At 69.4% G+C, this 23086-nt stretch carries 11 protein-coding genes, 1 pseudogene and 1 riboswitch; of the genes and pseudogenes, 2 read left to right on the top strand and 10 right to left on the bottom strand.

All coding sequences use genetic code 11. From position 1 onward, the window contains the following. Nucleotides 1-214: 214 nt before the first annotated feature. The 6 genes and pseudogenes from AC6CKD_RS23445 to AC6CKD_RS23420 form a co-directional block, all read right to left on the bottom strand. Nucleotides 215-916 carry a transglycosylase family protein gene (locus AC6CKD_RS23445; protein ID WP_498329614.1) on the bottom strand — a complete coding sequence of 234 codons (702 nt, stop codon included), beginning with the start codon at nt 914-916 and terminating at the stop codon, nt 215-217. A 2-nt stretch (nt 917-918) separates the two neighbouring features. After that, nucleotides 919-1090: riboswitch (cyclic di-AMP (ydaO/yuaA leader) on the bottom strand. A gap of 276 nt (nt 1091-1366) precedes the next feature. Beyond that, nucleotides 1367-2479, bottom strand: a complete 1113-nt coding sequence (locus tag AC6CKD_RS23440) for a LysM peptidoglycan-binding domain-containing protein (RefSeq protein ID WP_498329613.1) — start codon at nt 2477-2479, stop codon at nt 1367-1369. Nucleotides 2480-2622: 143 nt separating this feature from the next. Then, nucleotides 2623-2778: pseudogene (locus tag AC6CKD_RS23435) on the bottom strand (cytochrome P450); the annotation flags it as partial. After that, complete coding sequence (locus AC6CKD_RS23430) at nt 2751-3518, bottom strand: transposase (RefSeq protein WP_498329611.1); 768 nt, start codon at nt 3516-3518, stop codon at nt 2751-2753. The gene AC6CKD_RS23430 and the pseudogene AC6CKD_RS23435, both read right to left, overlap by 28 nt. A gap of 196 nt (nt 3519-3714) precedes the next feature. Continuing rightward, nucleotides 3715-4434 carry a recombinase family protein gene (locus AC6CKD_RS23425; protein WP_498329609.1) on the bottom strand — a complete coding sequence of 240 codons (720 nt, stop codon included), beginning with the start codon at nt 4432-4434 and terminating at the stop codon, nt 3715-3717. 181 nt (nt 4435-4615) lie between these two features. Next, entirely contained in the window at nt 4616-5854 is a 1239-nt protein-coding gene (locus AC6CKD_RS23420) for a cytochrome P450 family protein (protein WP_498329727.1), read from the bottom strand. A 247-nt stretch (nt 5855-6101) separates the two neighbouring features. Here AC6CKD_RS23420 and AC6CKD_RS23415 point away from each other — a divergent pair, with 247 nt between their 5' ends. Continuing rightward, entirely contained in the window at nt 6102-7313 is a 1212-nt protein-coding gene (locus AC6CKD_RS23415; RefSeq protein WP_498329607.1) for a globin domain-containing protein, read from the top strand. Between the two features lie 28 nt (nt 7314-7341). Here the strand turns inward: AC6CKD_RS23415 and AC6CKD_RS23410 are convergent, their stop codons facing one another. Together AC6CKD_RS23410 and AC6CKD_RS23405 are read right to left on the bottom strand one after the other, a co-directional pair. Beyond that, complete coding sequence (locus AC6CKD_RS23410) at nt 7342-8331, bottom strand: nucleoside triphosphate pyrophosphohydrolase (protein WP_498329606.1); 990 nt, start codon at nt 8329-8331, stop codon at nt 7342-7344. A gap of 69 nt (nt 8332-8400) precedes the next feature. After that, on the bottom strand, nt 8401-9021 hold the full coding sequence (locus tag AC6CKD_RS23405; RefSeq protein ID WP_498329604.1) for a SurA N-terminal domain-containing protein: 621 nt from the start codon (nt 9019-9021) through the stop codon (nt 8401-8403). Nucleotides 9022-9197: 176 nt separating this feature from the next. On the opposite strand from AC6CKD_RS23405, the gene AC6CKD_RS23400 reads away from it, so the two are divergent. Beyond that, nucleotides 9198-11681, top strand: a complete 2484-nt coding sequence (locus AC6CKD_RS23400) for a YfhO family protein (RefSeq protein WP_498329602.1) — start codon at nt 9198-9200, stop codon at nt 11679-11681. A 53-nt stretch (nt 11682-11734) separates the two neighbouring features. Here the strand turns inward: AC6CKD_RS23400 and AC6CKD_RS23395 are convergent, their stop codons facing one another. Then, complete coding sequence (locus AC6CKD_RS23395) at nt 11735-12412, bottom strand: hypothetical protein (RefSeq protein ID WP_498329600.1); 678 nt, start codon at nt 12410-12412, stop codon at nt 11735-11737. A gap of 37 nt (nt 12413-12449) precedes the next feature. Then, on the bottom strand, nt 12450-23072 hold the full coding sequence (locus AC6CKD_RS23390) for a LamG-like jellyroll fold domain-containing protein (protein WP_498329599.1): 10623 nt from the start codon (nt 23070-23072) through the stop codon (nt 12450-12452). Between the last annotated feature and the right edge of the window lie 14 nt (nt 23073-23086).

Here is a 23086-nt window from a genome sequence, read left to right as displayed (position 1 = left end):
TGAATGCCCCTCTTACAGGACATAGGACCCTTGATCACCGGCTTTCCGGAGGCACCGTCAGGCCGGAGCCACCCGCACACAGCACCGCCCGGCGCGAAGGGGGTTGCGCGCCGGGCGGTGGAATTGCGCGGTGGAACTACTGCGTGTCGCGAAAGCGGCCACGACCGTTCCCACAGGTTTCAGCCGGGGTTCAGCTCCGGCCTCACCTTCGGGTTCAGCTGAGCTTCAGCTTCTGGCCCGGGAAGATCAGGTCGGCGTCCGAGACGATGTCCTTGTTGAGCTCGTAGAGCTTCTCCCAGCCACCGGACACGTTGTTCGCGTCGGCGATCGCACCCAGCGTGTCGCCGGACTTGACCGCGTAGGAGCCGTTGCCCGTCTTGGGGGCTTCGGACGTCGGCGCGGCGGCCGGGCGGTCGGAGCGGGTGGTCGGAGCCTCGACGCGCTTGGTCTCCTTCTTCGGCTCGGCCTTCTTCTCCTGCTTCGGCGCGGGCTTCGGCTGGGCCTTCGGCTTGGCCGGGGCCTGCGCCGAACCGCCGGTGTAGGAGGAGTTCGACAGGCCGACGCCACAGGACGGCCAGGCGCCCTTGCCCTGACCCTTGAGGACCTTCTCTGCGATGGCTATCTGCTGCGACTTGGAGGCCTGGTTGGCCTGCGAGGCGTACGCCTTGCCGCCGTACGCCGCCCACGTGGAGGACGAGAACTGCAGGCCGCCGTAGTAGCCGTTGCCCGTGTTGATGGACCAGTTGCCGCCGGACTCGCACGAGGCGACGCGGTCCCACTCGGAAGCGGTCGCGGCCGAGGCGGTGCCCGCGGCCATCAGCGGAGCCGCGACGGCGACACCGGCGACACCGGCGAGCGTGACGATGCGGACGGCCTTGGAACCGCGACGGTGCTTGCCCTTGCCCGAAAGCAGCATGGAGTTCTCCTCACCGACGCCTACGAGGTGAGCTGTCGGGTTCGGGCGAGTGAGTGCCCGGCCGAGCGACCTAGCGCTCGGCTTAACCCCTAGCCGGTTCCATGACCGTCTCTCAACGGCCGGTTCCGGCGCCTACCTTGGTTCCCCCGCTCCTGCCTTCGGCGCTTTACGCGACGAGTGTTCCCTCCGTCCGCCGGCAGGATTCGGCGATGCGGTCGAAGGAGCCCGCGGTGGCGGGCGATTCAGAAGGTAGACAGGTCTCCCCCCGATGTTCAACGAGGGACATCGGGGGGAAAGGGTGCCTACTTGCGCTCCCCCGAAGGGTGTTTGCGCAGGTGAGAGCGGGGTTTGCAGAACCCTCCGAACCAGACACGCCAGTTGGCCTAGAGAGACACATGTCTCACTTACAGAAAACGGACAATCAGCTGGTTCCGGGCGCCTTAAGTGCCCTTATTGATGCGTTAGATCCAGGTTCTGACCGGGCTTGATCAGGTCCGCGTCGCCGCCGATGACCTGCTCGTTGGCCTCATAGAGCCCCTTCCAGCCGCCCTTCACTCCGTTGGCGTCCGCGATCGCGATGAGGCTGTCGCCTTCCTTCACGGTGTACGTCGGGTCCGACGCGGCGTCAGGCGCGACGGGCGCTTCGACGGCGGCCGGGCCGCGGTGCCTGCCGCTGCCCTCGGTCGCGCCGGGGGCCGCCGGGTCGCTCGGGGCGGTGGACTCGCCGGGTGCGGCCGGAGCCGTCGGGGCGGTGGGATCAACCGGGTTGACCGGAATGGCCGGGTTGGCTTGGTTCTCCGCATTACCCGGGTTCGTCGGGTTCGTGGAGTCGCCCGGGCCGGACGGGTTCGCCGGAGCCGTCGGGTCCACGGGTGCGGTCGGGTCCGCGGACGGGGGCGCCGGAGTCGCGGGGTCCGCCGGAGCCGTCGGGTCCACGGGTGCGGTCGGGTCCACCGGGCTCGTGGGAGCCGTCGGGTCGCCCGGGAGTCCGGGAGGCGACGTCTGGAGGTCCGGCGAGGGCATGACGGGCAGTTCGCCGGGCACGCCGATCGGATAGTCGGGCAGCGGCGAGTCCGACGGGGCCGGGATCTGCTGCGTCGGGGCCCCGAAGTCCGTGGACGGCTTGCCCGAGCCCGTGTGGGGCACCGCGTCGTCCGGGCGGGACGGAGTGGGCGCGACGGACCCGGACCCGGCGGGCAGGCCCGGGTCCACCACGGCGGCGGGCGCGTCCTGCGTCAGACCGGCCGGCACCCCGCACAGCGGCCACGCCTGTGGGCCCTGGGAGGCCAGGACCCGCTCGGCCACGGCGATCTGCTGGGAGCGGCTGGCGAGGTCGGCGCGCTCGGCGAAGTCGAGCCCGCCGGCGTTCTTCCACTGCTCCTGACTGAACTGCAGCCCGCCGTACGAGCCGCTGCCGAAGTTGGCGCTCCACGTGCCGCCGCTCTCGCACTCGGCGACCTTGTCCCACGTGGAGGTCTCCGCGGCGCTCGCGCCGGTGGCGGCGAGCAGCGGCAGGGCGAGGGCGGTGCCGGTGACTCCGGCGGTGACGACAAGTGCGGGCACTTGTCGGGGGCGTCTGTGGCGGCCGTTCCCGGAACGCATGAGGTTGCACCTTTCGCATAACGGCGGGGTAACGGCAGAACCTAGCGGCCTTCGAACGCCGGTCACAAGTTTGGGCAGCGAACTGACTTCCGGTCAGGCAGGTTTCAGGTGTTTTGGGGGGTGATTTCAGCACTGAAGCGGACCGGGAGCGTCCGCAGACCCCGCATGATGAGCCCCCCGCGCCAGCGCAGCTCCCCGGGAGCCACGGCCAGTTCCAGATCGGGCAGCCGCGTCAGCAGGGTCGCGAGCCAGACAGCACCAGCAGGGACTCGGCCACGCGCACCGTCACTCGCAGCGGCGGGATGGTGGGGCGGACGTAGACAGGCGTCCCCGCACGCCGCTCGTTCAGCCGTGCCACGAGCAGGGGCCACGCCCCCCGCTGCCACCAGGAGAGTTGCCGCTCACGGATGCGCTGTGCCGGCCCGAACTCCGCCGGGATCTCCTTCCAGGCGATCCCCGTACGCAGACGGTGCAGCATGCCGTTCAGCGCCAGCCTCAGGTCGATCTTGGTCTTGGTGAACGAAGCGGGCGGGTAGATCGCTTCCAGGATGCTCCGCACGCCGTCCCACTCCTCCTCCATCACATCAGCCGGTACGTCCCGCTTCGCGGACACGTGCCACTGCGTCACCGGGCAGCGCGCACCGGCCTTGTTCTTGAAGCGGTGGTTCTCGACCTCGACGTGGACATCGAACAGCCTGAACAGTTCCAGCTTCTCTTCCAAGCCGGGAGTACCCAGGTGCAGACGTGTCCCGCGAACCCGCTCCCGGAGGTGCTCCTCGCCGAGGAAGTTCGTGCGCTGTTCCCAGACCTCGTTCTCGACCTCGTCTGCTTGCAGGTACACGTCGTCACACCCGCCGGCGTTCCCCTTGCAGCGGTACAGGCGCTTCTCGGGACCTCGCACGCCTCCGCCGGTGTAGCTCTCACCGCAGTTGCCCTTGATCCGTGTGGAGAGCGGGTACAGGGAGTTCTCGCGACGACGTTCGATGCTGAGTCCGTCCATGGCGGAACGGAGCTGCGCTCGACGTGCCGCGTCGAAGGCTTCCGGCATGGGGATCTTGACGGCATCTCCGTACTTGCGACGTCCGTCCCCGTCCACCGCTGTCTTGCCGCCGTCCTTCCGGTAGGTGACGCAGAGCTCGAGGACCGGTTCACTGCCGACACGCTTGATGAGGTTCGCGACCGTCCAGGGACGCCCGCTACGGGTGAACCTGTTGGTGTAGTTGAGATGCCTGCCAGGTCTCGGAGTAGTTCAGCTCAAGATCGATGAGGCAGTGCGCTGCCATGCCCAGAGTCCGGACTTCCTCCTCGCACAGAACGACGGCCGATCCGCTCCGCCCCTGGTTCAGCAGCTCGAAGCCGTACGGCGGGGGCCCACCTGGCCAGCCACCCGCTCGGAGCTTCCACTCCCGGCCACTCCAGGTCCGCGAGAAGATCAGCTCGTGTTCCAGCTCGGCCAGGTATGCCAAGGTCGGCACGGCGACCTTGAACTCAAGGTCGTCCTCCGAGTCGATCCGGCCGTCCGAGGTGACTACGCGGGTCCCCTTGTCGACCATCTCCCGGACCCAGTCAACGATGATCCGGGCGGTGCGGCCGTACCGGTCGAGTTTCTGCGCGATGGCCAGATCGACCTTCCCTGCACGGACAAGGCCTTCGATGAGCACCTTGTCGTCGCGCTGCTCGAGCTTCCCGGAGACACCGTCGTCCGCGAAGACGCCGACGATCTCATAGGGGGTGCCTCGCAGGTGACTGTCGAGCCACGACCGGCAGTCCTTCTCCTGCTGCTTGAGTCCGGACTTCGTACTCTGTGCCTTCGTCGACACCCGGAGGTAGATGACGACCTGAAGGGCAGCATTCCCGGCCTCGTTGGCCCTGATTCCGCTTGCATTGCTCTTCTTGGGCAGGGTTGAATCACGCACGGTCAGTCCTTCCCGACTGGCAAGTCAGACCCCGGAGCCTTCTTAGCGGGACGCTCCGGGGTCTTGGCGTTTCCAAAGCCTAGGCGCCTCGGAAGGTGTCCGTGGGGGAAACCGGCCCTTCACCCGCCTGATGCTCCGTCGCTCGCCACCCGCCACCGACCAGCATCTCGGCGAGAACCCGTCAGGGCGCTTTCGTCGTTCCCAGGGCAGGGCTCGGGGTGAATCGGACGGGCAGGGTGCGCAGGCCCCGCATGATGAGCCCGCCGCGCCAGCGCAGCTCTGCGGGGTCTGCGGCAAGTTCCAGATCGGGCAGCCGGGTCAGCAGCTCGGAGAGGGCTGTCTGGCCCTCGAGGCGGGCCAGGGGTGCTCCCAGGCAGTAGTGGATGCCATGGCCGTACCCGAGATGCTGGTTGTCGCTCCTGGCGAGGTCGAGCGTGTCCGGATCGCTGAACCGTTCCGGATCCCGGTCGGCCGCCGCGAGGACGACGAGGACGGGGTCGCCGACCGGAATGTCCTGCCCGCCCAATGTCAGCGGCTCCGTTGCGTACCGCCAGGTGGCCATTTCCACGGGCCCGTCGTAGCGCAGCAGCTCTTCGATGGCCGTTTCCAGCAGGTCGGTCTCTCCGGCAGCGAGGGAGTCCTGGAGGTGTTCGCGCTGGTCCGGGTTCTGCATCAGGGCATAGGCCCCATTGCCGATCAGGTTGATCGTCGTTTCAAAACCAGCGAAAAGAAGCACGAAGCACATTGCGGCGGCCTCGTTCTCGGTGAGGTGCTCGCCGTGGTCGCTCGCCCGGATCAGTCCGGAGATCAAGTCGTCGCCGAGATCATCGCGCTTGCGGTGGATCAGTTCGACGAGGTAGCTGCGGATCTGCTTGACCGCGCGAGCCACGCCCCCGCGCGGGCCACCCGCGTGCCGGATCATCATGCCCGCCCAGTCCCGGAAGTCGTCCTGGTCCTCTCGCGGTACTCCGAGCATCTCGCAGATGGCGTAGATGGGGAGCGGGAAGGCGAACTCGTGGATGAGGTCGGCCTCGCCCTTCTCGCAGAACTGATCGATGAGGTGGTCGGTCAGTTCCTGCACCCTCGGGGTGAACTCGGCGACCCTGCGCGGGGTGAAGGCCTTCGAGACCAGCCGGCGCAGCCGGGTGTGGTCCGGCGGGTCGATGTTGAGGAGGTGCGTCATCAGCTCCGCCTTGCGCTCCCCCGGGATCCCGGTCCGGCCCTTGGCGTGCGCGGAGCCCTCGTGGTGGGCCGGGTTCTTGCTGAGGCGCTGGTCGGCGAGGGCCTGGCGGGCGTCGGCGTACCGGGTGACGAGCCAGGCCTCGACCCCGCTGGGGAGCGTGGTGCGGTGCACGGGCGCGTGCTCGCGCAGCCAGGCGTACGCCGGGTACGGGTCGGTCGCGAACTCCCAGTCGAACAGGGTCGGCGGCGGGGCGGACCCGTCCGCGGAACGGTCGGCGGAACGGTCCGCGGACTGGCCGGCGGACTGGTCCGCGGACTGGTCGGCGGCTGGCTCTTCGGGGGCTGCGGGGGTCTGCTCGTGCACCCGGAGACCGTATCCCGCCCGCCACCCGTCACCCCATACGGGGCATTTATCGCGGCTGTCCGTAGATAGGCCCTGGCTTGACCTCACGTTCCCCGGCGTTCCTACTTTCGGTTTTGTGGATGTGAGGATCTTGAAAAGCAGCTTCGCGGTGGTGGAGAGACGGGCCGAGCACGCGGTCAAGTTCTTCTACTCCCACCTGTTCTGGCACAACCCCGGAGTCCGTGATCTCTTCCCGGCCTCCTTCGAAGACATGGAACGACAGCGGGACCGGCTCTTCGCCGCGCTCACCCATGTGATCGCCCACCTGGAGAACGAAACGCTCGTCCCCTATCTCCGCGACCTCGGCCGCGACCACCGCAAGTTCCTGGCGGGCCCCGATCACTACGCGGCCGTGGGCACGAGCCTCATCGCCGCGCTCGCCGAGGCCTCCGGGTCCGCCTGGCACGCCCAGGCCGAAAAGGCCTGGTCAGAGGCGTATCAGGTGATCGCCGACGCGATGATGGCGGGCGCCGCCGCCAGCGACGACCCACCCTGGTGGGACGCGGAAGTCATACGCCATCTGCTGTACGGGCAGGACATCGGCGTCCTCACCCTCCGCCCGCACGCCCCCTTCCCCCACCTCCCGGGCCAGTACACGAGCGTGAGCAGCGACCGGGTGCCGACGACCTGGCGCACGTACTCCCTGGGGAACGCGCCCCGCGCCGACGGGACGCTCGACCTGCACGTCAGCCGGATCGAGGGGGGCCGCCTCAGCACCGCCCTGATCCGCGAGACCCAGCCCGGGGACATGCTGCGGCTCGGCGCGGCCGGCGGGCAGATGACCTTCCGCCGCGAGGACCGCCCGGTCAGCTTCATAGCCGCCGGCACCGGCTGGGCCCCGGTCCGCGCCATGCTGGAGGACCTGGCGGAACACCCTCCCGATCAGGACGTACGGCTCTTCGTGGTCGCTCGGGACGCGGCCCACCTCTACGACCGCCCGCTCATCGACGGGTACGCGGCCACCCTCGGCTGGCTGAGCGTCACCTACATCACGCCCGCCCCCGGTCAGCACCGCAACCAGGCCACCGACCGGCTCGCGACCGCGCTCAGCAACCGCGGGCTCTGGCCCGACCAGGACGTCTACCTCAGCGGTCCGCCGCAGTTCATCCAGGAGACCTCGTACCTCCTGGAGGGGCTCGGCGCGCGCCCCGACCGGATCTTCTACGACTCCGTACCCGCCAGTGGCACGGGCCACGACCACGGGAGCCGGCCGATGGGCTTCGGCGAGTGGTTCCTGAACCGGCCCGACCCGCACTGGCACAACCCGTCCGGCCGCGCGCCCCGGGAGTACTGACGCAGTCGCGGTCTCCCGCTGCTGAGGGTTATCCGCCGACGCCCTCGACCGCACGGATCGCGTCCCGGTAGGTCCGGGCCGCCGCGCGCAGCGCGGTCTCGGGGTCGGTCCCCGCCGCTTCGGCACGCGCCGCGAGATCCAGCAGTTCGTACCCGACCCCTTCGCCGCGGGGCAGTTCCACGGGCACCGCCCCCGCACGGGCTCGGCCCGCCAGCTTGGCCGCGAGCGCGAGACCGGGCTGGCCGAGCGGGATCCCGTCGGTCACCGACTCCCGCTGCTTCTCCACCTGCTTGGTGCGCTGCCAGTGCGCGTGCACGTCCTCCGGGGTTTCCGCCGTGGCGTCGCCGAAGACGTGCGGGTGGCGGTGGATCAGCTTCTCGACGAGGGCCCCTGCCACGTCGTCGATGGAGAACGGCTCGTCCTCTTCGCCGGGGCCGCCCTCCTCCGCGATGCGCGCGTGGAAGACCACCTGGAGCAGGACGTCCCCGAGTTCCTCGCGCAGCTCCTCGCGGTCCCCGTCCTCGATGGCCTCGACCAGCTCGTAGGCCTCTTCGATGGCGTACTTCGCCAGTCCCTCGTGCGTCTGCTCCGAGGTCCAGGGGCATGCGCGCCGGACCCGGTCCATGACCTGGACGAGGTCGAGCAGGCGCGCGCCCGGCAGATCGTACGAGCCCGGCAGCAGCTCCAGGTCCGGAACGGCGACCCGGCCCGAGCCCGCGAAGCGGGCCAGCCCGTCGGTGAGCCGCCGGTCGCCCTCGCCGCTGAGCAGGACGACGACCGTGCGGCCGCCGGCGCACTCCTCGATCAGGGCCTGGGCGTCGGGGGTCTCCAGGGCCACGTCGACGCCCGCCTCGCGGAGGTAGGGGAGCTGGACGTGGTCCGGGTCGGCGCACAGCACCCGGTGCGCGGCGTGCAGGGTCTGCCAGGCCGGCCAGGACAGCACGCCGGGGGCCACCCGGTGGCTCGTGGTCAGCAGCACGATGCGGCCGGTGGGCTCGGAGGACACGTCGTCAGTCACCCTCCGAACCTACCTCCCCCGGGGGACGGGCCGGGCCCGGGCGGCCTAGGGCCGTGGCCGGTCACGGCACTAGACGCCGGCGGGGGGCTGCTCGGGCCGGGTGACCTGGGTGATCCAGGGGGTGGCGTGCTCGCCGAGGGTGACCCGCTGGGGGTCCCAGACGCCGTAGCGCGGGTTGACCTCGATGCCGAGCGCGGCCGCGGCCTTCGCGGCGGGCTCGGCGAGCTTGCCCTCGCCGTACTTGGCGTTGAGCTTCTCGAAGAGCACCTGGTCCCGGACCCAGCGCTCGATCTGGTCGGGGGCGACGGCGGCCTTCTGCAAGATCGCCTCCTCGAACGCCGCGGCCCCGCGGTTGCCCTCGTCGTAGGCCTTGCGGGCCTCCTGGAGCTCCTTGGGGGTCACGGTGATGCCGGCGTCGGCGGCCATCCGGTCGAGGATCCGGCTCTGCAGCATCGTGCTGAGCTTGACCCGGTCGAGCTGCGGGACGGCCGCGATGAGCTCGGCCGCGTGTTCGGAGCGGTTCTGTGCGGTGCGGACGTCGTTCACCTGGGCCTGGAGCGCGGAGGTGGTGATCCGTTCGCCGCCGATCACGGCCGCGGTGCCGGGGCGGGCTTCGCCCGAGCACGCGGACAGCAGAGGGGCCGCCAGGAGCAGGGCGGCGGAAACGGAGAGCGCTGTGCGACGGTGCAAAGGAGCCTCCAGGGCCGGGAGATTGTGCTTCGGTGCACAAGGGCCGTGCGGTGATCGATGTTATGCAGTCGAGGTGATCAGAGCCACCGGTTCGACCAACGATTCCGGGGGTGTTGGGGTTCGCGTCCACCGATGGCAACCCTTCGGCCCACCGGGAGTGCCAGGGTCGGCCCACCATGTCGACACCGCACCGCTCCCCGCGCCGCCCCGGTCTGCTCGGTTCGGCGCTCGCCGCCCTGGTCACGGTGGTGGCCGTGGGCGCCGGAGACGCCGTGGCGCGCGTCTTCCCGTACGGGCCGCGCCACCGCAGCGTCAACGACCTCGGCAACCAGTTCGTGCCCTTCCACGCGTACCTGTGGGACCTGCTGCACGGGCGGGCCGGGGGCGGGCTGCTGCTGAACTGGCGGTCCGGGTACGGGACCAGCTTCCTGCCCGACTTCGGGACCTACCTGACCAGCCCGTTCGCGGTCCTGGTGGGCCTCTTCCCGCGCCAGGACATCGACCTCGCGGTGTACGTGGTCACCGTGCTCAAGACGGCGGCCGCCGCGGCGGCGATGGCCTGGCTGCTGCGCACCCAGCGGCGCGGACCGGCCTGGGCGGCGGGGCTGCTCGGGGCCTCGTACGCGCTGTGCGGCTGGTCGGTGATCGAGGCCTCGTACAACCCGATGTGGCTGGACGGGCTGATCGCCTTCCCGCTCCTGTGTCTGACGGGTGAGTGGGCGCTGCGCGGGCGCCGGCCGGCGGTGGCCGCGGTGGTGGTGGCGCTCTGCTGGACGGCGAACTTCTACACCGCCTACATGGCGACGCTGGGCGCGGTCCTGGTGCTGCTGGTCCGGCTGCTGCCGGCCCGCTCGGGCACCGACCGGTCGCTACGGGTCCTGGCGCGGGCGGCGCTGACCACCACGCTCGGCGTCGCCCTGTCGGCTCCGGTGCTCCTCCCCCTCTTCCTCAGCTCGAAGCGGGCCTACCCGGGGTGGTTCAAGCCGTTCGAGCCGGTGGCGACCGGGGATCTGCTGGCCCGGCTGCTGCCCGCCACCTACTCCTTCTCCTCCCCCGCCCTGTTCATCGGCACCGGGACCCTGCTGCTCGCGGCGGCCCTGCCGTTCCACCGGGCGGTGGCGGGGCGGGAGCGGCTGGTGTGGACGGGGCTGGTGCTGCTGGTGCTGCTGTCCTTCCAGTGGATGCCGACGCACCTGGCCTGGCACCTCTTCGCGACGCCCAACGGCAGCCCGTACCGGCAGACCTTCGTGCTGGCCGGGATCGTGGTGATGGCCGCCTGGGCGGGCCTGACCTCGGCCGGCCCGCCGGGGGCGCGGGCGCTGACGGGGGGCGCGGCGGTCCTGACGGCCGTACTGCTCGCGGCGACCGGGAGCCCGCTGGCGACGCCGTGGGGACTCGCCCTGTTCGGCGGCGGGCTGGCCGTGACGGGGGCGGCCTGGTGGGCGGTGCGCCACGGAGGGCGCGGGGTCGGGGGTGACGGCGACGTTGGTCACGGGGACCGGGGCTGGGGACGCGGCGACCGGGGTCACGGCGGCGGGCGGCCCTACGGCCCGGGGCGAGGCCACCGGCGCCTCGTGCTGCCGGCGGCGGGGGCGCTGGCCCTGGTCCTGGTCCTGGTGGCCCAGGCGGCGGCGACCACCGCCCACGGACAGCGGGGCAAGCTGGCGGGCCTGGACGACTACCCGGTGTGGGGCGCGGCGCACACGGCGCGCGCCGGGGCCCTGGCGTCTGCCGAGGGCTGGCCCGCGTACCGCACGGACGCGGGGCGGCCCGCGCTGACGGGCAACGACCCGATGCTGTTGGGCGGGGAGGGCGGCGCGTACTACAGCAGCCACACGCCGGACGTGTTCACCCGCACCATGGTGGCCCTCGGGGCGGGCTGGACCTCGCGCGGCCGCAACGTGCAGAGCCTCGACAACCCGGTGACGGACGCCGTCTTCTCGGTCGGCGCCCGCCTGCGGCCGGACGGCACGATCGCCCGAGCGGAGGTCCCGCCGCTGGTCACGGTTCGCCCGCCGGGGCCCGAGCCGCTCTTCGGCCCGTCCCCCTTCGCCAACCAGGAACTCCTGCTGGGCGCCGAGGTCTACGAGGCCCCGCTCTCCCCCGGCATCTGCCGTGCGGGCACGGAGGCCTTCCTGTGGGCCCCGGAGTACAACGCGACGGCCCGCCTCGCGGACGGCCCGCCCTTCCGCCTGAACGCCAACCCCCCGCGCAACAGGGCGGCCCTCCAGCCCCTGGGCGTCTCGCACGGCCAGCCCTCGCAGCTGGTCTTCGACGCCCCCGCCCCGGCCCACTGGGAACTCTCCTGCCTGGACCGCCCCCGCCTGACGGCGGCGGTAGCGGGCCTGCGCGCCTCGGCGGCGGTGTCGGTCCGGGTCGGCTCGTCGGGGATCCGCGCGGTGCTCCCACCGGGCAGCACGGGCACGGCGGTCCTCTCGGCCCCGGCGATCGCAGGCTGGACCTGCGACGACCGCCCGGCCGCGAGCCGCCTGGGCCTGGTGGCGATCCCCCTGAACGGACACACCACGACCGTGACCTGCACCTTCCGCCCGCCGGGCCTCGTCCCGGGCCTGGCAATCGCGGGAGCCGCCCTGCTCGTCCTCCTGGCCCTTCTGAAGTGGACCAGAAGCACCGTGCCTACGAGACGCACGGACGCATGAAAAAACCGGTCCGGCCGCGATGCGGCCGGACCGGTCTGAGCACATGGCTCCTGTCAGAGCTCCTGGCTACGACTTTCTGGCAGTTCAGTGTCGACGAGGTACTTCATGGCCGAAACCAGATAGTCACCGTACCCGTAGACCACGCCTTGTTTCTCCATCTCGCCATAAATGCGGGCGGGGATGAATCGATCGGAACTCAGGATGCATCGGATGGCGATGCGCAGCGCCAATTCTGGGCAGACGTTCTCGGCGATTTCGTTCCACGCAGCAATGAATTCGGAGTCTGAAGCCCCTTGCCGCACGAAACGCCCGGACGATGCTGTCTCTTCGATCCAGCCTCCGACTACATCGGAAAGCGCGTCATGTTGACAATCCCGGAGGAGTCCGAGATCAGACACGGATGACTCTGCGGGCCAGCTCCCAGCAATATCAGAGACCTGAGTCAGCCAATCCCTGCCGGCCCCAAAAACACCGACCGGATATTCGAAGGGAACGCAGGCAAGCCAGAGAGCCGCCAGGGACTCCCCCGAAAGGGATGACCCGATGAGCCTCTGAGCGTCCTTAAGCAGCAGGGACACCTTCTCGGCATGCGGCTCACCGAGCTCGCTGATCGACACGCGAATCAGACCACTGGGCGTGGTCGCGTAGTTGCGCCAATCCTGATGAAACTCACCAGCCAGCTGAGTAATGCCGAAGTCGAACTCGGCAACATTCACCGCGTGATCACTCATGACTTCAAGCGCCCCATCCTTCGCATCGGATCCTCACTCACTTCGGGATGATCGTATCGACAATGAACCCCATCGGATGGCCCTTCATACGCCGAAGAATCAACGTGTAGGAATTTCCGGTATTCGCCCCGACCAGAACCCCCTGAGCATTAAGAGTGTAGGAAGTTCCAAGGGAAGATCCCCTGGCGCCATGATGGCCCGAGACTACTTTCTTCAGAGCCTTAGTCTTGAACCATGTCTGCAACTCGCTCTTCTGTCCGCCTGCAGACATTCGAGCTATTTCCTTGTCTGCAATATCCTGGGCATCTTGCACGTTGTCGAAAACAGAGTTGATGCCCTTCTCATCCACCAGTTCCCTGAGCCTCGAAGGCGAGGGGTTCACGTGGTGGCCCAGCGTGTGGGCGAGCTGGGGATACAGGACCTCGTCCCCTGCCAGGTCACCGCAGTTGTGAACCAGGACTGGCATGTTGCCCGCCAGCACATGGTACGTGTGCAGACCTTCGACGCTCAGGTCGTACGTGACGCGTTCCGCCGTGTAGGACTTGACCTCGGCGATGGCGGTCAGCTCGCCGTCGCCGTTCTGGAGCTGCTGGCCGGCCTTGAGGTCGCCAGCCTGGGTCCAGGCGTTCTGCGTGGCCTCATAGAACTGGTGGTGCTTGGTGGTCTGGATCGTCTTCGGACCGTCCTTCGTGGCTACGACGACATCGACGTAATCACGGTCGGACTTGGTGACGATCACTTCCTTGACCCGATGCTTCTCCTTCTCCTTCTTGCCGGGCTCGGCCGTGAGGACGTGGTCCCCGGCCTTGACCTCCGCGATCGGCTTCGTCGAACCGTTAGCCAGCAGGACGATGGTCGTTCCCGTGAAGCTGTGCGGAGTCCGCACTCTGCAGCTGCCCGAACCAGTCGACTCCGGACCAGCCTTCGACTTCGGGCCGCGTGCGCTTCCCGCCGCGCCGAAGACACCACCCATCGCCGCGCCAACCGCCGTGGCCTTCGCCGCGCCGCCGACGCTGCAGCCCTCCCTGCTGTTGATGCAGGAAGTGCCGTATTCGACCGCTCCGGTCGCGGCGCCTTCCGTCGCGCCGCTGGCAGCGCCGGAGAGGATCCGACCGGCCGTGCCCGAGAGGAGGCGTCCGGCGGCACCGGCTGCGAAGCCGCCCGCCACTCCGCCGACAGCTCCGGTCAGAGCGCCCACGCCGACCGCCATGGCGAAGCCGCCCAGCGTCTTCGGACCGTCGCTCATCATGTAGCCGACGCCGTTGGCCGCCGCGCCTGCGAGGGCAGCGCAACCGATCGCGCCGACGCCGGCCGTGATGGCCGTGCATCCCGCGAAGACCGCGACACCGACCGCCACCGCGGCGATGGTCGAGGCGTGCTGCTTGACGAAGTTGGCTGTGGCCTTGGCTGCCTTCTTGACAGCCTTGCCAACCTTCCTGGCTGCCTTGACCACCTTCTTCGCTACATGCTTGGCAGCCTTGGCGACCTTGCGGACCTGCTTCTTTACGTGCTTGACGACCTTGTGGGCGACCTTTTTTACGGCCTTGTAGGTCCGTTTGACGTATCTCTTGACCTTCTTGACGCTGTCATTGACCCAGCGCACGGTCTTCTTGACCGCCCGGTACGTCCGGTACACGGTCTTCTTGACGGCCTGCTTGACCTGCCGCGCGGCCTGCTTGACCACCACTGCGGCCTTGTGGACGGTCGCGACCGTCGCGTGCCAGGCAGTCGAGACGGTGTGCGTGACCTTCTGCGTGACCTTCTTGGCGATCTTCTTGAACCAGTCACCCCAGTGACCCGTCGGGTCGGTGACGGTCATCGGGTTGGCGTTGGCGTACGCATAGCTGTTCGCGGTCACCGATGCCGGGAGCGGGTTCTGGGCGACCGTGTCACGGCTGTTGAACTGGCCGGTCTGCGGCGAGTACCACCGCGCGGCCATGTTGACCTTGGCCGTCTCGGGGTCGGTCCAGCCCGACTGGTAGCCCAGCTGGCCGGCCATGCCCTGGGTCGAGACGACCTTGCCGAACGGCGAGTACGTCGTCGAACCGGTCAGTGCCTCACCCGTGGCGGTGAATTGCCCCACCACGTCACTGCGGATGTCCGTCAGTGCCAGCACCGACGCGACGCCCGTCTTGATTCCGACCAGCGACCCGTCCGTGTCACGGCTGTAGGTCGCCATGCCGTCCGATGCGACGTCGTTGCCGGCGCCGCTGTACTGGAACGAGAAGAGCTGACCCCCCGTCGGGGAGCTCGCGCTCAGCACTCGGTCGAGGCCGTCGTACGCGTAGGTACGGTCGCCCTCGTTGATCACGCGGTTGAAGGCGTCGGCCTTGATCGAGGTCGTCTTCCCGCCCTCGTCAGTGACCGAGCTCATCGTGCCGCGCGTGGTGTACGCGTACGAGCTGTGCCCGTCCGAGGTGAGGCGGTTCCGGGCGTCGTAGGTGTACGTGTCACCACCGACGCGCGTGCGGTTGCCCGCCCCGTCGTAGCCGTAGACCTCCGTCGCGGTCCCGTTGTTCCAGGAGGACAGACGGTTCGCCCAGTCGTACGTGTAGGTGTTCGCGGACGAACCCGCGAGACCGGCCGTCGTCTTCGACGTCTCGTTGTCGTTCTCGTCCCAGCCGTAGGTGATGGACGACAGCTGCGCACCCGAGGGCGAGGTCAGCTTGTCGTTCGTGACCCGCTGCAGGGCGTCGTACGTGTACGAGCGCTTCGCCTTGCCGGCGCCGTAGTCGATCGACGTGACGTCGCTGTTGACGTTGTAGCCGTAGGTCAGCGTGCTGCCGGTGACAGCGTCGCTGACCGTCTTCAGCCGGCCGGCCGTGTCGTAGCCGAAGCCCGACGTGCCGGACGCATCCGTCCTCGAAGTCATCGCCCCGTCGCCGTTCCAGGCGAAGGAGGAGGCACCCGAGGGCCCTGCTGCGGAGAGCAGCAGACCGCGGTCGTCGTAGGCGAAGGTGTTCTTGTCGGTACCCGTGCCCGCGACGGCCGTGACCCGGTCGTCGGCGTCGTAGTCGTACGTGCGGGAGACCGTGGCGACTTCCGCGCCCGCACCGGCCTGCGTGATCAGCCGGCCCTTGACGTCGTACTCATTGGTGGTGACCACACCACCCGGGGAGCGCTGCTCCTTGGGTCGTCCCGCGCCGTCGTACACCGTGGTGAAGGTGCGGTCCGCAGCGTTCGGGTGGGTCGGGGTGGAGGGTTCGATGACCGATTCCGGCAGCCCCCACGTGTTGTAGGTCGTCAGGAAGGGGTTGCCTCGCCCGTCGGTGAAGCGCGTCCGGTTTCCCGCCGCGTCATAGCCGAAGGTCGTGGTGATCGACTCCGTCGCAGAGACCGGCTGGACCGCCTTGGTGATCATGCCGGTCGCGTCGTTGGTGAAGGTGGTGGTGTGTCCCCGGCCATCGGTGAGAGACACCGGGTTGCCCGCGCGGTCGTACGAGGAACTGCTGCTGCGCAGCACTGTTCCGTTCGTGTCCAGGTCGCTCGTGGTGGTGGCCTGGCCGAAGCCGTCGTAGGTGTTCTTGGTGCTGGTGCCGTCCGGGTCCGTCGCGGTGAGGACCTGGCCGTCCATGTTGTAGGTGAAGGTGGACTTGCTGCCCGCGGAGTCGGTCACCTCGGTGACATCGCCCACGTTGTTGTACTTGTAGGACTGCGTGATACCGGTCGGACTCACGGTCCGGGACAGGTTGCCACCCGGCGCGTCATACTCGCTGATCGCCGTGTAGGCATGCTGTGTCGGCTGACGGACGATGTCCGTGCTGGTCAGCGGGCGCTCCAGGTAGTCCCAGGTGGTCTCTTCGCGGGCGCCGTTCGGCCGGGTGGCCGACAGCTGGTCGCCGTTGGTGTCGTAGGTGTACTTCGTCGTACCGCCGCCCGGGTCGGTGACCGAGGCCAGGTCGCCGAGCTGGGTGTACGTGTAGGTCTTGCGGGCACCGAGCGGGTCGATCTCCGCCGTGACCTGGCCGAGCTTGTTGTACTCGTTCCAGCTCGTGGCGGTGATCGGGGTCGACGCCCCCGGCGCGGTGTAGTTCGGCATCGTCGTCGAGGACTCCTGGCCCTCGGCGTCGTACGCGGTGACCACGACGTTGCCGAGCGGGTCGGAGGACTCGGTCGGCTCGCCGAAGGTGTTGAAGCCGGTCATCGACACGGGACGGACGGAGACCGGAGTCCCGCCGCTCTGCTCCGTGCTGATGGTCGGCTCGGTGACCGTGGTTTGCTGGCCCGCCTCGTCATAGCCGTAGTCGGTGGTGGTGCCGTTGGCACCCGTCACCGACAGCGGCAGACCCCGCTGGTCCAGCTTCCAGGTGTTGGTGCGGACCGAGCTGCCCGCTGCCGGGAGCGTGCCGTCCTTGACCCCGGCGATCTGCGCCGCGGTCAGTGCCTCGCCGTAGACCTGGACGTCGTCGATGCCGCCCTTGAAGTTGCCTCCGTAGCTCGACGCGGTCTTGTGACGGCCGATCTGGAGCGGGCCGGTGGCCTCCCAGGCCGACGTGAAGGGGTCTTCTTGGGCGAGCGTGCCGTTGACGTAGAGGCGGACCTTGCCCGCCTCCTGGTCGTAGACGCCCGTGAGGTGGGTCCAGGTACCGGCGGTCGCTCCGGCGATGCCGGACACTGCCCGCACCAGGGTGTTGGGCTGGACGTCCTGCGTCGGGAGGGCGAAGGTCCAACCGGCAGTGGTGGAGAAGTACAGCGCGAAGCCGTACGCCGACTTGCCGTCCTGCGCCAGCACGGTGCGGTTGGTCGTGAGGTCGTCGAGCTTCGCCCACGTCGACACCGTGAAGCTGCCGGCGGTGTTGACGACCGGGCCCGTCGTGCGCCCGTAGGAGTTGGCGTCGCCGTCGAGGACGGCGCTGCCGCCCCGGTCGGTGCTCGCGCGCATCCCGGTGCCACGGGTGACGGTGCTGTTGCCGCCCGAGGAGTCGGCGGAGGAGGTTCCCGTCGTCTCGTCCAGCTTGTAGCGGGCCACCGGCGCCGTCGTGCCGTCGTGGACGGTCTTGCCCGTGACGTTGCCGAGCTGGTCGTAGCGGGTGTCCGTCGTGGAGACGTCACCCGTCGCCGGGTCCCTCTCCGTTTCCGAGACGACGTTGTCGTCCGGGTCGTAGGAGACCGTCGTCGTCCGGGCGAGCCCGGCCGGGTCGAGCACCGACTTCGTCGTGCGGTCGGCCGCGTCCACCGTGAAGGAGGTCGTGGTCCGGCCGTCGTTGGTCACCTGCTGGATGAGGTTTCCGGCGGCGTCGTAGGTGTTGGCCTGCTGCGTGAAGGACTTGCCGGTCTGCGGGTCCTTGCGGACCACGGTGGCCGACAGGCCGTCGTCGGTGTAGGTGTACGCCGTCACCCAGCCCATCGAGTCGGTGATCGACGCGAGGCGGCCGGCGGGGTCGTAAGCCCGCGACTCCTGGACCAGGGTGGCCGGTGCCGACGGGTTGTTCGGGTCGCCGGTGTGGTTCAGGAGGCTGCTGGTGAGCGGGCGGTTCTCGCCGTCGAAGGTGTAGGTGTTGACGTTCCCCGCGGGGTCGGTCTCCTTGACCTTGTTGCCGTAGCCGTCGTACTCGAACGACGTGGTGTCGCCGCCCGGGTCGGTGCGGCCCGCGAGGCGGTTGTACGGGTCGTACGTCATGGTCGTCGTGCGCGCGGCGTCGCCGCCGGTCACGTCCGAGACCGTCTGGGACAGGATGTTGCCGTCCGCGTCGAACCCGGTGGTCGTCCTGGCCTGGTGCACCGCGCCGGTGACCCGGTTGGTGATCGCCGGGCCGGTCTCGGTGAGGACCTGGTCGTTCTTGTCGTACGTCTGGGACGTGACGAGTCCGGCCGGGTTGGCGTCGGATATCTCGGTCCGGGTCAGCTGCCGGCCGAGGTTGTCGTACGTGACCTTCGCCTTGGCGCCGTTGGCGTCGGTGATCTCCGCGAGGTCACCGTTGGCGAAGTAGCTGTACGTGGTCTTCTTGCCGCCGGCCGTCGTGACCTGGCTGACCAGGCCCGCCGGGGTCACGGCGGTGCCGCCCTCGGCCGCCGGGGTGGTGGCCGTGGTGTAGGTGGTGCTGGCGGTGCGGCCGTTCGGGAAGCCGGGCACCGGCGGCGTGGTCACCGCGGTGAGCTTGCCGCCCGTGTCGTAGGTGTAGCTGGTGAGATAGGTGTTGTCCGTGGGGCTCGCGGAACGGCCGTCGCGCTCGGTGAGGAGCAGGTCGTTGCGCAGGTCCATCGGCGGGAACGCCGTGGTGGCGTCCGGGTAGTAGCTGTAGTACGCCGTGGAGCACTTGTTGGCGGCCGTGTCCTGGCAGACGGTCTGGGAGACCGTGTTGCCGCGGATGTCGTGGCCGGTGACGCTGCGGTTGCCGTTGGCGTCGGTCACGGTGTGCAGGAAGCCCGCCGTGTCGTAGCCGTAGGTGGTCCGCTTGCCGTCGGTGCCGACCGTCGCGAGCATGCGGTTGCCCAGCTCCGCGTCGTACACGTACGTCAGCGTCTTGTTGGTGGGGTCGGTCAGCGTGACCGTGCGCACCGGGGCGATGCCGGAGGACGCCTTGTACGCGGACCAGTGCTGGCCCACCTCGGCGTCGCTCAGGCCCTTGGCGTGGACGGCGACCTCGGCGATCGAGCCGTTGAAGAAGCTGACGTCGGCCGGCGAGCTGTACCACTTGCTGAAACCGGCACCGACGAACGTCCGCGTCGTCGCCTGGTCGTTCGGGGCTCCGGTGCAGGTGCCCTGCTTGGCGCCGTCGAGGTAGAGCGTCTGCGTGGTGCCGGTGGCCGAGAGGACCGCGTGGTGCCAGGCGTTGTCGGTGACGGTCGCCGTGGAGGAGACGTTCGCGTTGCCGTTGCAGGTGGTGCTCCACCAGTGGCCGTGCAGCTTGTTGTCCGCGCCGACGTAGAGCAGGTCGCTCCAGTCGCCGCTGACGCCCGCGGGGTCGTTGGGCGCCTTGGACTGGTCGCTCATGATGACGCCGGGCTTGGTGGTCTTGAACCACAGCTCGACCGAGCGGTCCGGCTTCGTGTGCAGCGGCCCGTAGGGCAGCTCCACGAAGGAACTGGTCCCGTTGAACTGCGCCGCGCTCACGTCACCGGCGCCGAACGGTCCCGCCACGCCCTGCGTGACCGTGTTGTACGTGCCGAAGCCGGTGTGCAGCTCGTTGGCCGCCTGCGCCGCGCCCTGCGTGTCGTCCAGCCGCCAGTAGCCGCCGGGGGCGGAGCCCATCACGGCCGAGCGGTAGACCTGCGAGGAGCCGGTGACGGTGGGCGGGTTCAGCTTCCAGGTGCCGCCGTTGCCGTCGGTGGCCTGCTGGACCAGGTCGTCGGTGGTGCCGTAGGTGACCGACGCCTGGGTCTTGCCGCCCGGGGTGGTGATCTTCTGCAGCAGACCGGCGGACCGCTTGGCGGCCTGGTACTGGGCCCCGATGACCTCGGGGGTGAGCGGCTCGGTGTAGATGGCGGCCTCGGCCAGCTGGCCGGAGAAGTGGCCGAGCTGGTCGTTCGCGTTCATCGCCGGCCAGCCGCGGTTGTTCACGCCCGCGCCCAGTGCGATGTACGGGGTGTTCCAGTCCCTGATCTGGCCGGTCTTGGAGCCCTGCGCGACGCCGTCCAGGTAAAGGGTCTGGGTGGTGCCCGCGCCGGTGAGGGTCGCCTGGTGCCACTGTCCGTCGTTGACGGAGGCGGCCGAGGTGATCGTCGTGCCGCAGGAGCCGGTGGCCAGGCAGCCGCGCAGCTTGCCGTCGGTGCCCACGTAGAGCGCCGGGGTGTTGTACCAGGTGTTGGCGACCGGGTCGGTGATGCTCAGCGGCTTGTCACCGTAGTAGAAGAGGACGCCGCCGGCCTGGGTGGTCTTGAACCACAGCGAGATCGTCGTGTACGAGGGCGTCGCGCCGGGGGCGCTCGGCATCTCGACGTACGAGGTCGTGCCGTTGAAGGTGGCCGTCTTCTGGGTGGAGCCGGCCAGCAGACCGGCGCTGCCCAGGGTCACGTTGCGGTACAGGGCGTTGTACTTGCCCTGGTTGGTGTCGACCGTGTCCTTGGTGACGGTCGCGCCCGAGGCCTCGCCGAGCCGCCAGTACGCGTACGGGTCGGCGTCCAGCACCGTGGTGCGGTGGTGGTTGCCGGTGGCGTACGTGTACTGCGTGCACTTGGACCAGTCCGCGGGCGGGCACACCGTGGCGAGCTGGTCGCCGGTGTAGGTGTACTGCCAGGTCTGGGCGCTGCTCGGGTCGATCAGCACCGACGGGTCGGTGGACACGGTCGCCACGTGCGGGACGGTGGCGCCGGCCGGGGTGGCCCAGGTCAGCCCGAGCGAACGGCCGGCCGTGGTGTTGGTGATCTTCGTCAGCTGCTTGGAGGCGTTGTACGTGAACGTCTCGCCGCGGCCCGCGAAGTCCACGATGCCGGAGATCGCGTAGACGCCGGTCTTCGCGGTCGCCTGCGTGAAGGAGTAGGCCGTGAAGTCCTTGTCGGTCAGCTTGTAGCCGCCGCCGACCGTTTCGAGGCGGGCGTAGCGGCCCAGCGGGGGCACGAAGCTCCCGTCGGTGTTGCGGCCGAAGGCGACCTGCTCACCGCCGGGGTAGGTGATCGCGACGCTGGTGACGGTACCGGCGCCGTCCTTGGTCTCGGCCGCCTTCATGTCGACGATCGTGGACCAGCCGGCGCCGAAGGCGCTGTCGATCCGCGGGTCGATGCTGTTGTACGAGCGGTCGATCTGGAGGGACGGGCCGACGACGGGTACGTCCGCGTCGGTGTCGTCGGTGGTGTAGTTGCCGTCCGACGGGTCGAACTCGTGGCCGTCGTTGTTCTGGGCCAGGCGCGAGGTGACGGGCGGCTGCGGCACCGCGGTGGAGAAGCGGCTCGCCGAGTACATCACCGAGTCGTATCCGTCGGTGACGCTCACGTACCAGTTGTAGTTCTTGCTCCAGCTGAGCTTGCCCGCGGGGACCTTCCAGGCACGGTCGGCCGTGAGGCCGGACGCGGCGATGGGGGTCGTGCTCGTGCTGTCGGCGTCGTACACCTCGAAGGAGTACGAGAGCGCCCCGGGCCAGTTGTCGGCGTCGCTCGCGTTGACGAGCAGCTCCGGCTGGAGGGTGTGCGCCTGGAAGTTCTCCGGCGGGTACTGGGCGTTGACCTGCGGCTTGGTGTTGGGCGAGTAGGTCAGTTCCAGGGCGGGCCGCCAGCCGGCGGTCGCCGAGTTGTCGGAGTGGAACTTCTTCCAGTGCAGGGCGTCCCCGGTCGGCGCGGTCAGCGCCAGGCCGTAGTTGGCGCCGCCGAGTGCCACCTGGTCGAACCAGGCGGTCTGGAGCGGCACCGGCATCTTCACGCCGACGCTGGTGGCGCCGGTGGTGTTGCTGCAGGAGGCACCGGGCGCGGGCGTGGCCGACCCGATGGCCGTGCCGTAGCTCGGGCCCGGGTAGCTCGTGACGCCGGAGGGCGTCCACGACTGCGTGATGTGGTTGACGGAGAACGACGACGCGGTGCAGGTCGAGGACCAGAGCGCGTACACGTTCAGCGTGGCGGCGGTGACCCGCTGCCCGGCGAGCGTGCTGCCCAGCGAGGAGAACTGCAGGAAGGAGTTCGCCTTGTTGGTGCCGGAGTCGTACGAGCCGACCTTGATCTGGTTCTCGGTGGAGTGGTCACCGGAGATCGTGTTCTGGGTGTACGTGGAGTTGCTGGCGGTGACGGTCGGGTCGACGGTCACCGGGTAGACCCGCTCGGGGGCGTCCAGCCAGGCACGGTCCGCGGTCATCCGCAGGGCCGGCTTGCCGTCGGCCTGGATCAGCTCGTAGGTGACGGCCCGGGACTGGGCGGCGTCGCCGGAGCGCGGGTCGATCTTGGAGTCTTCCATGAACGCGTGCGGGATGGTGGCGGTCACCTTGCCGTCGGCGGCGGTGAACTCCACGTCGCCGTCGGCCGCGATCCGCGGCGTGAGTCCCTTGGTGTCCAGGAGGAAGGTCCAGGAGTTCGCCGCCTTCGGGGACCGCAGGACGAGGTTCTCCTTGAAGCCCTCGCTGAGCGGCACCAGCTGCACGTCCGTGTCGGGCAGGGCTCCGGCATAGGTCACGGTGCCGTTGGCCGCCACGGTGGGCGTGGCCTTCGCGGCGCCGCTCAGGCCGTACGCGAGGGAGCGGCCGGATCCGAAGTCGATGGAGGCGAGCTGCTGGTCGGCGGCGTTCGGGGCGAACTCGACGTCGAGGGAGTTGGAGCGCTCCTGGAGCCGGCCGTCCTTGTCCTCGACCAGCGCGGTGTCGATCTGCTTCCAGGTGCCGTCGGCGTCCTTGAAGTTGCTGCGGCCGGAGAAGTGGCGGACGGTCGTGGAGCCGTCGGCGTTGACGTAGTGGTCCGACGTGGCCGTGGACTTCTTGGCGTCCCGCTTGCTGGTCCGGGCGTCGAAGCTCTTGCCCGTTCCCTTGGCCGTGCCGGTCGTGGCCGTGCCGGGCTCGTCGGTGAACCGCTCGTACGGAGCGAGTTCGCCCTTGCCCTTGCCGGGCTGGCGGCCGGCGCCGCCTTCTTCGCTGGTGTCGTCGGCGGAGGCCTGGTGGCCCTTGCCGCGGGCGGTGCCGCCCTGCTGGTCCGGTGTGTCCAGCGGGGACGTGCCGGCCCAGCCGATCAGGCCGGACAGGGAGAATCGGGGCATGCTCAGCGCCGGAAGCGTGACGCCGCTGGCAGCCGCGGTCTCGGTGGTGAGCATGCAGGAGAAGGAAA

The organism is Streptomyces sp. GQ60, from assembly GCF_059758875.1.
This window is presented reverse-complemented; position numbering and strand designations above follow the sequence as displayed.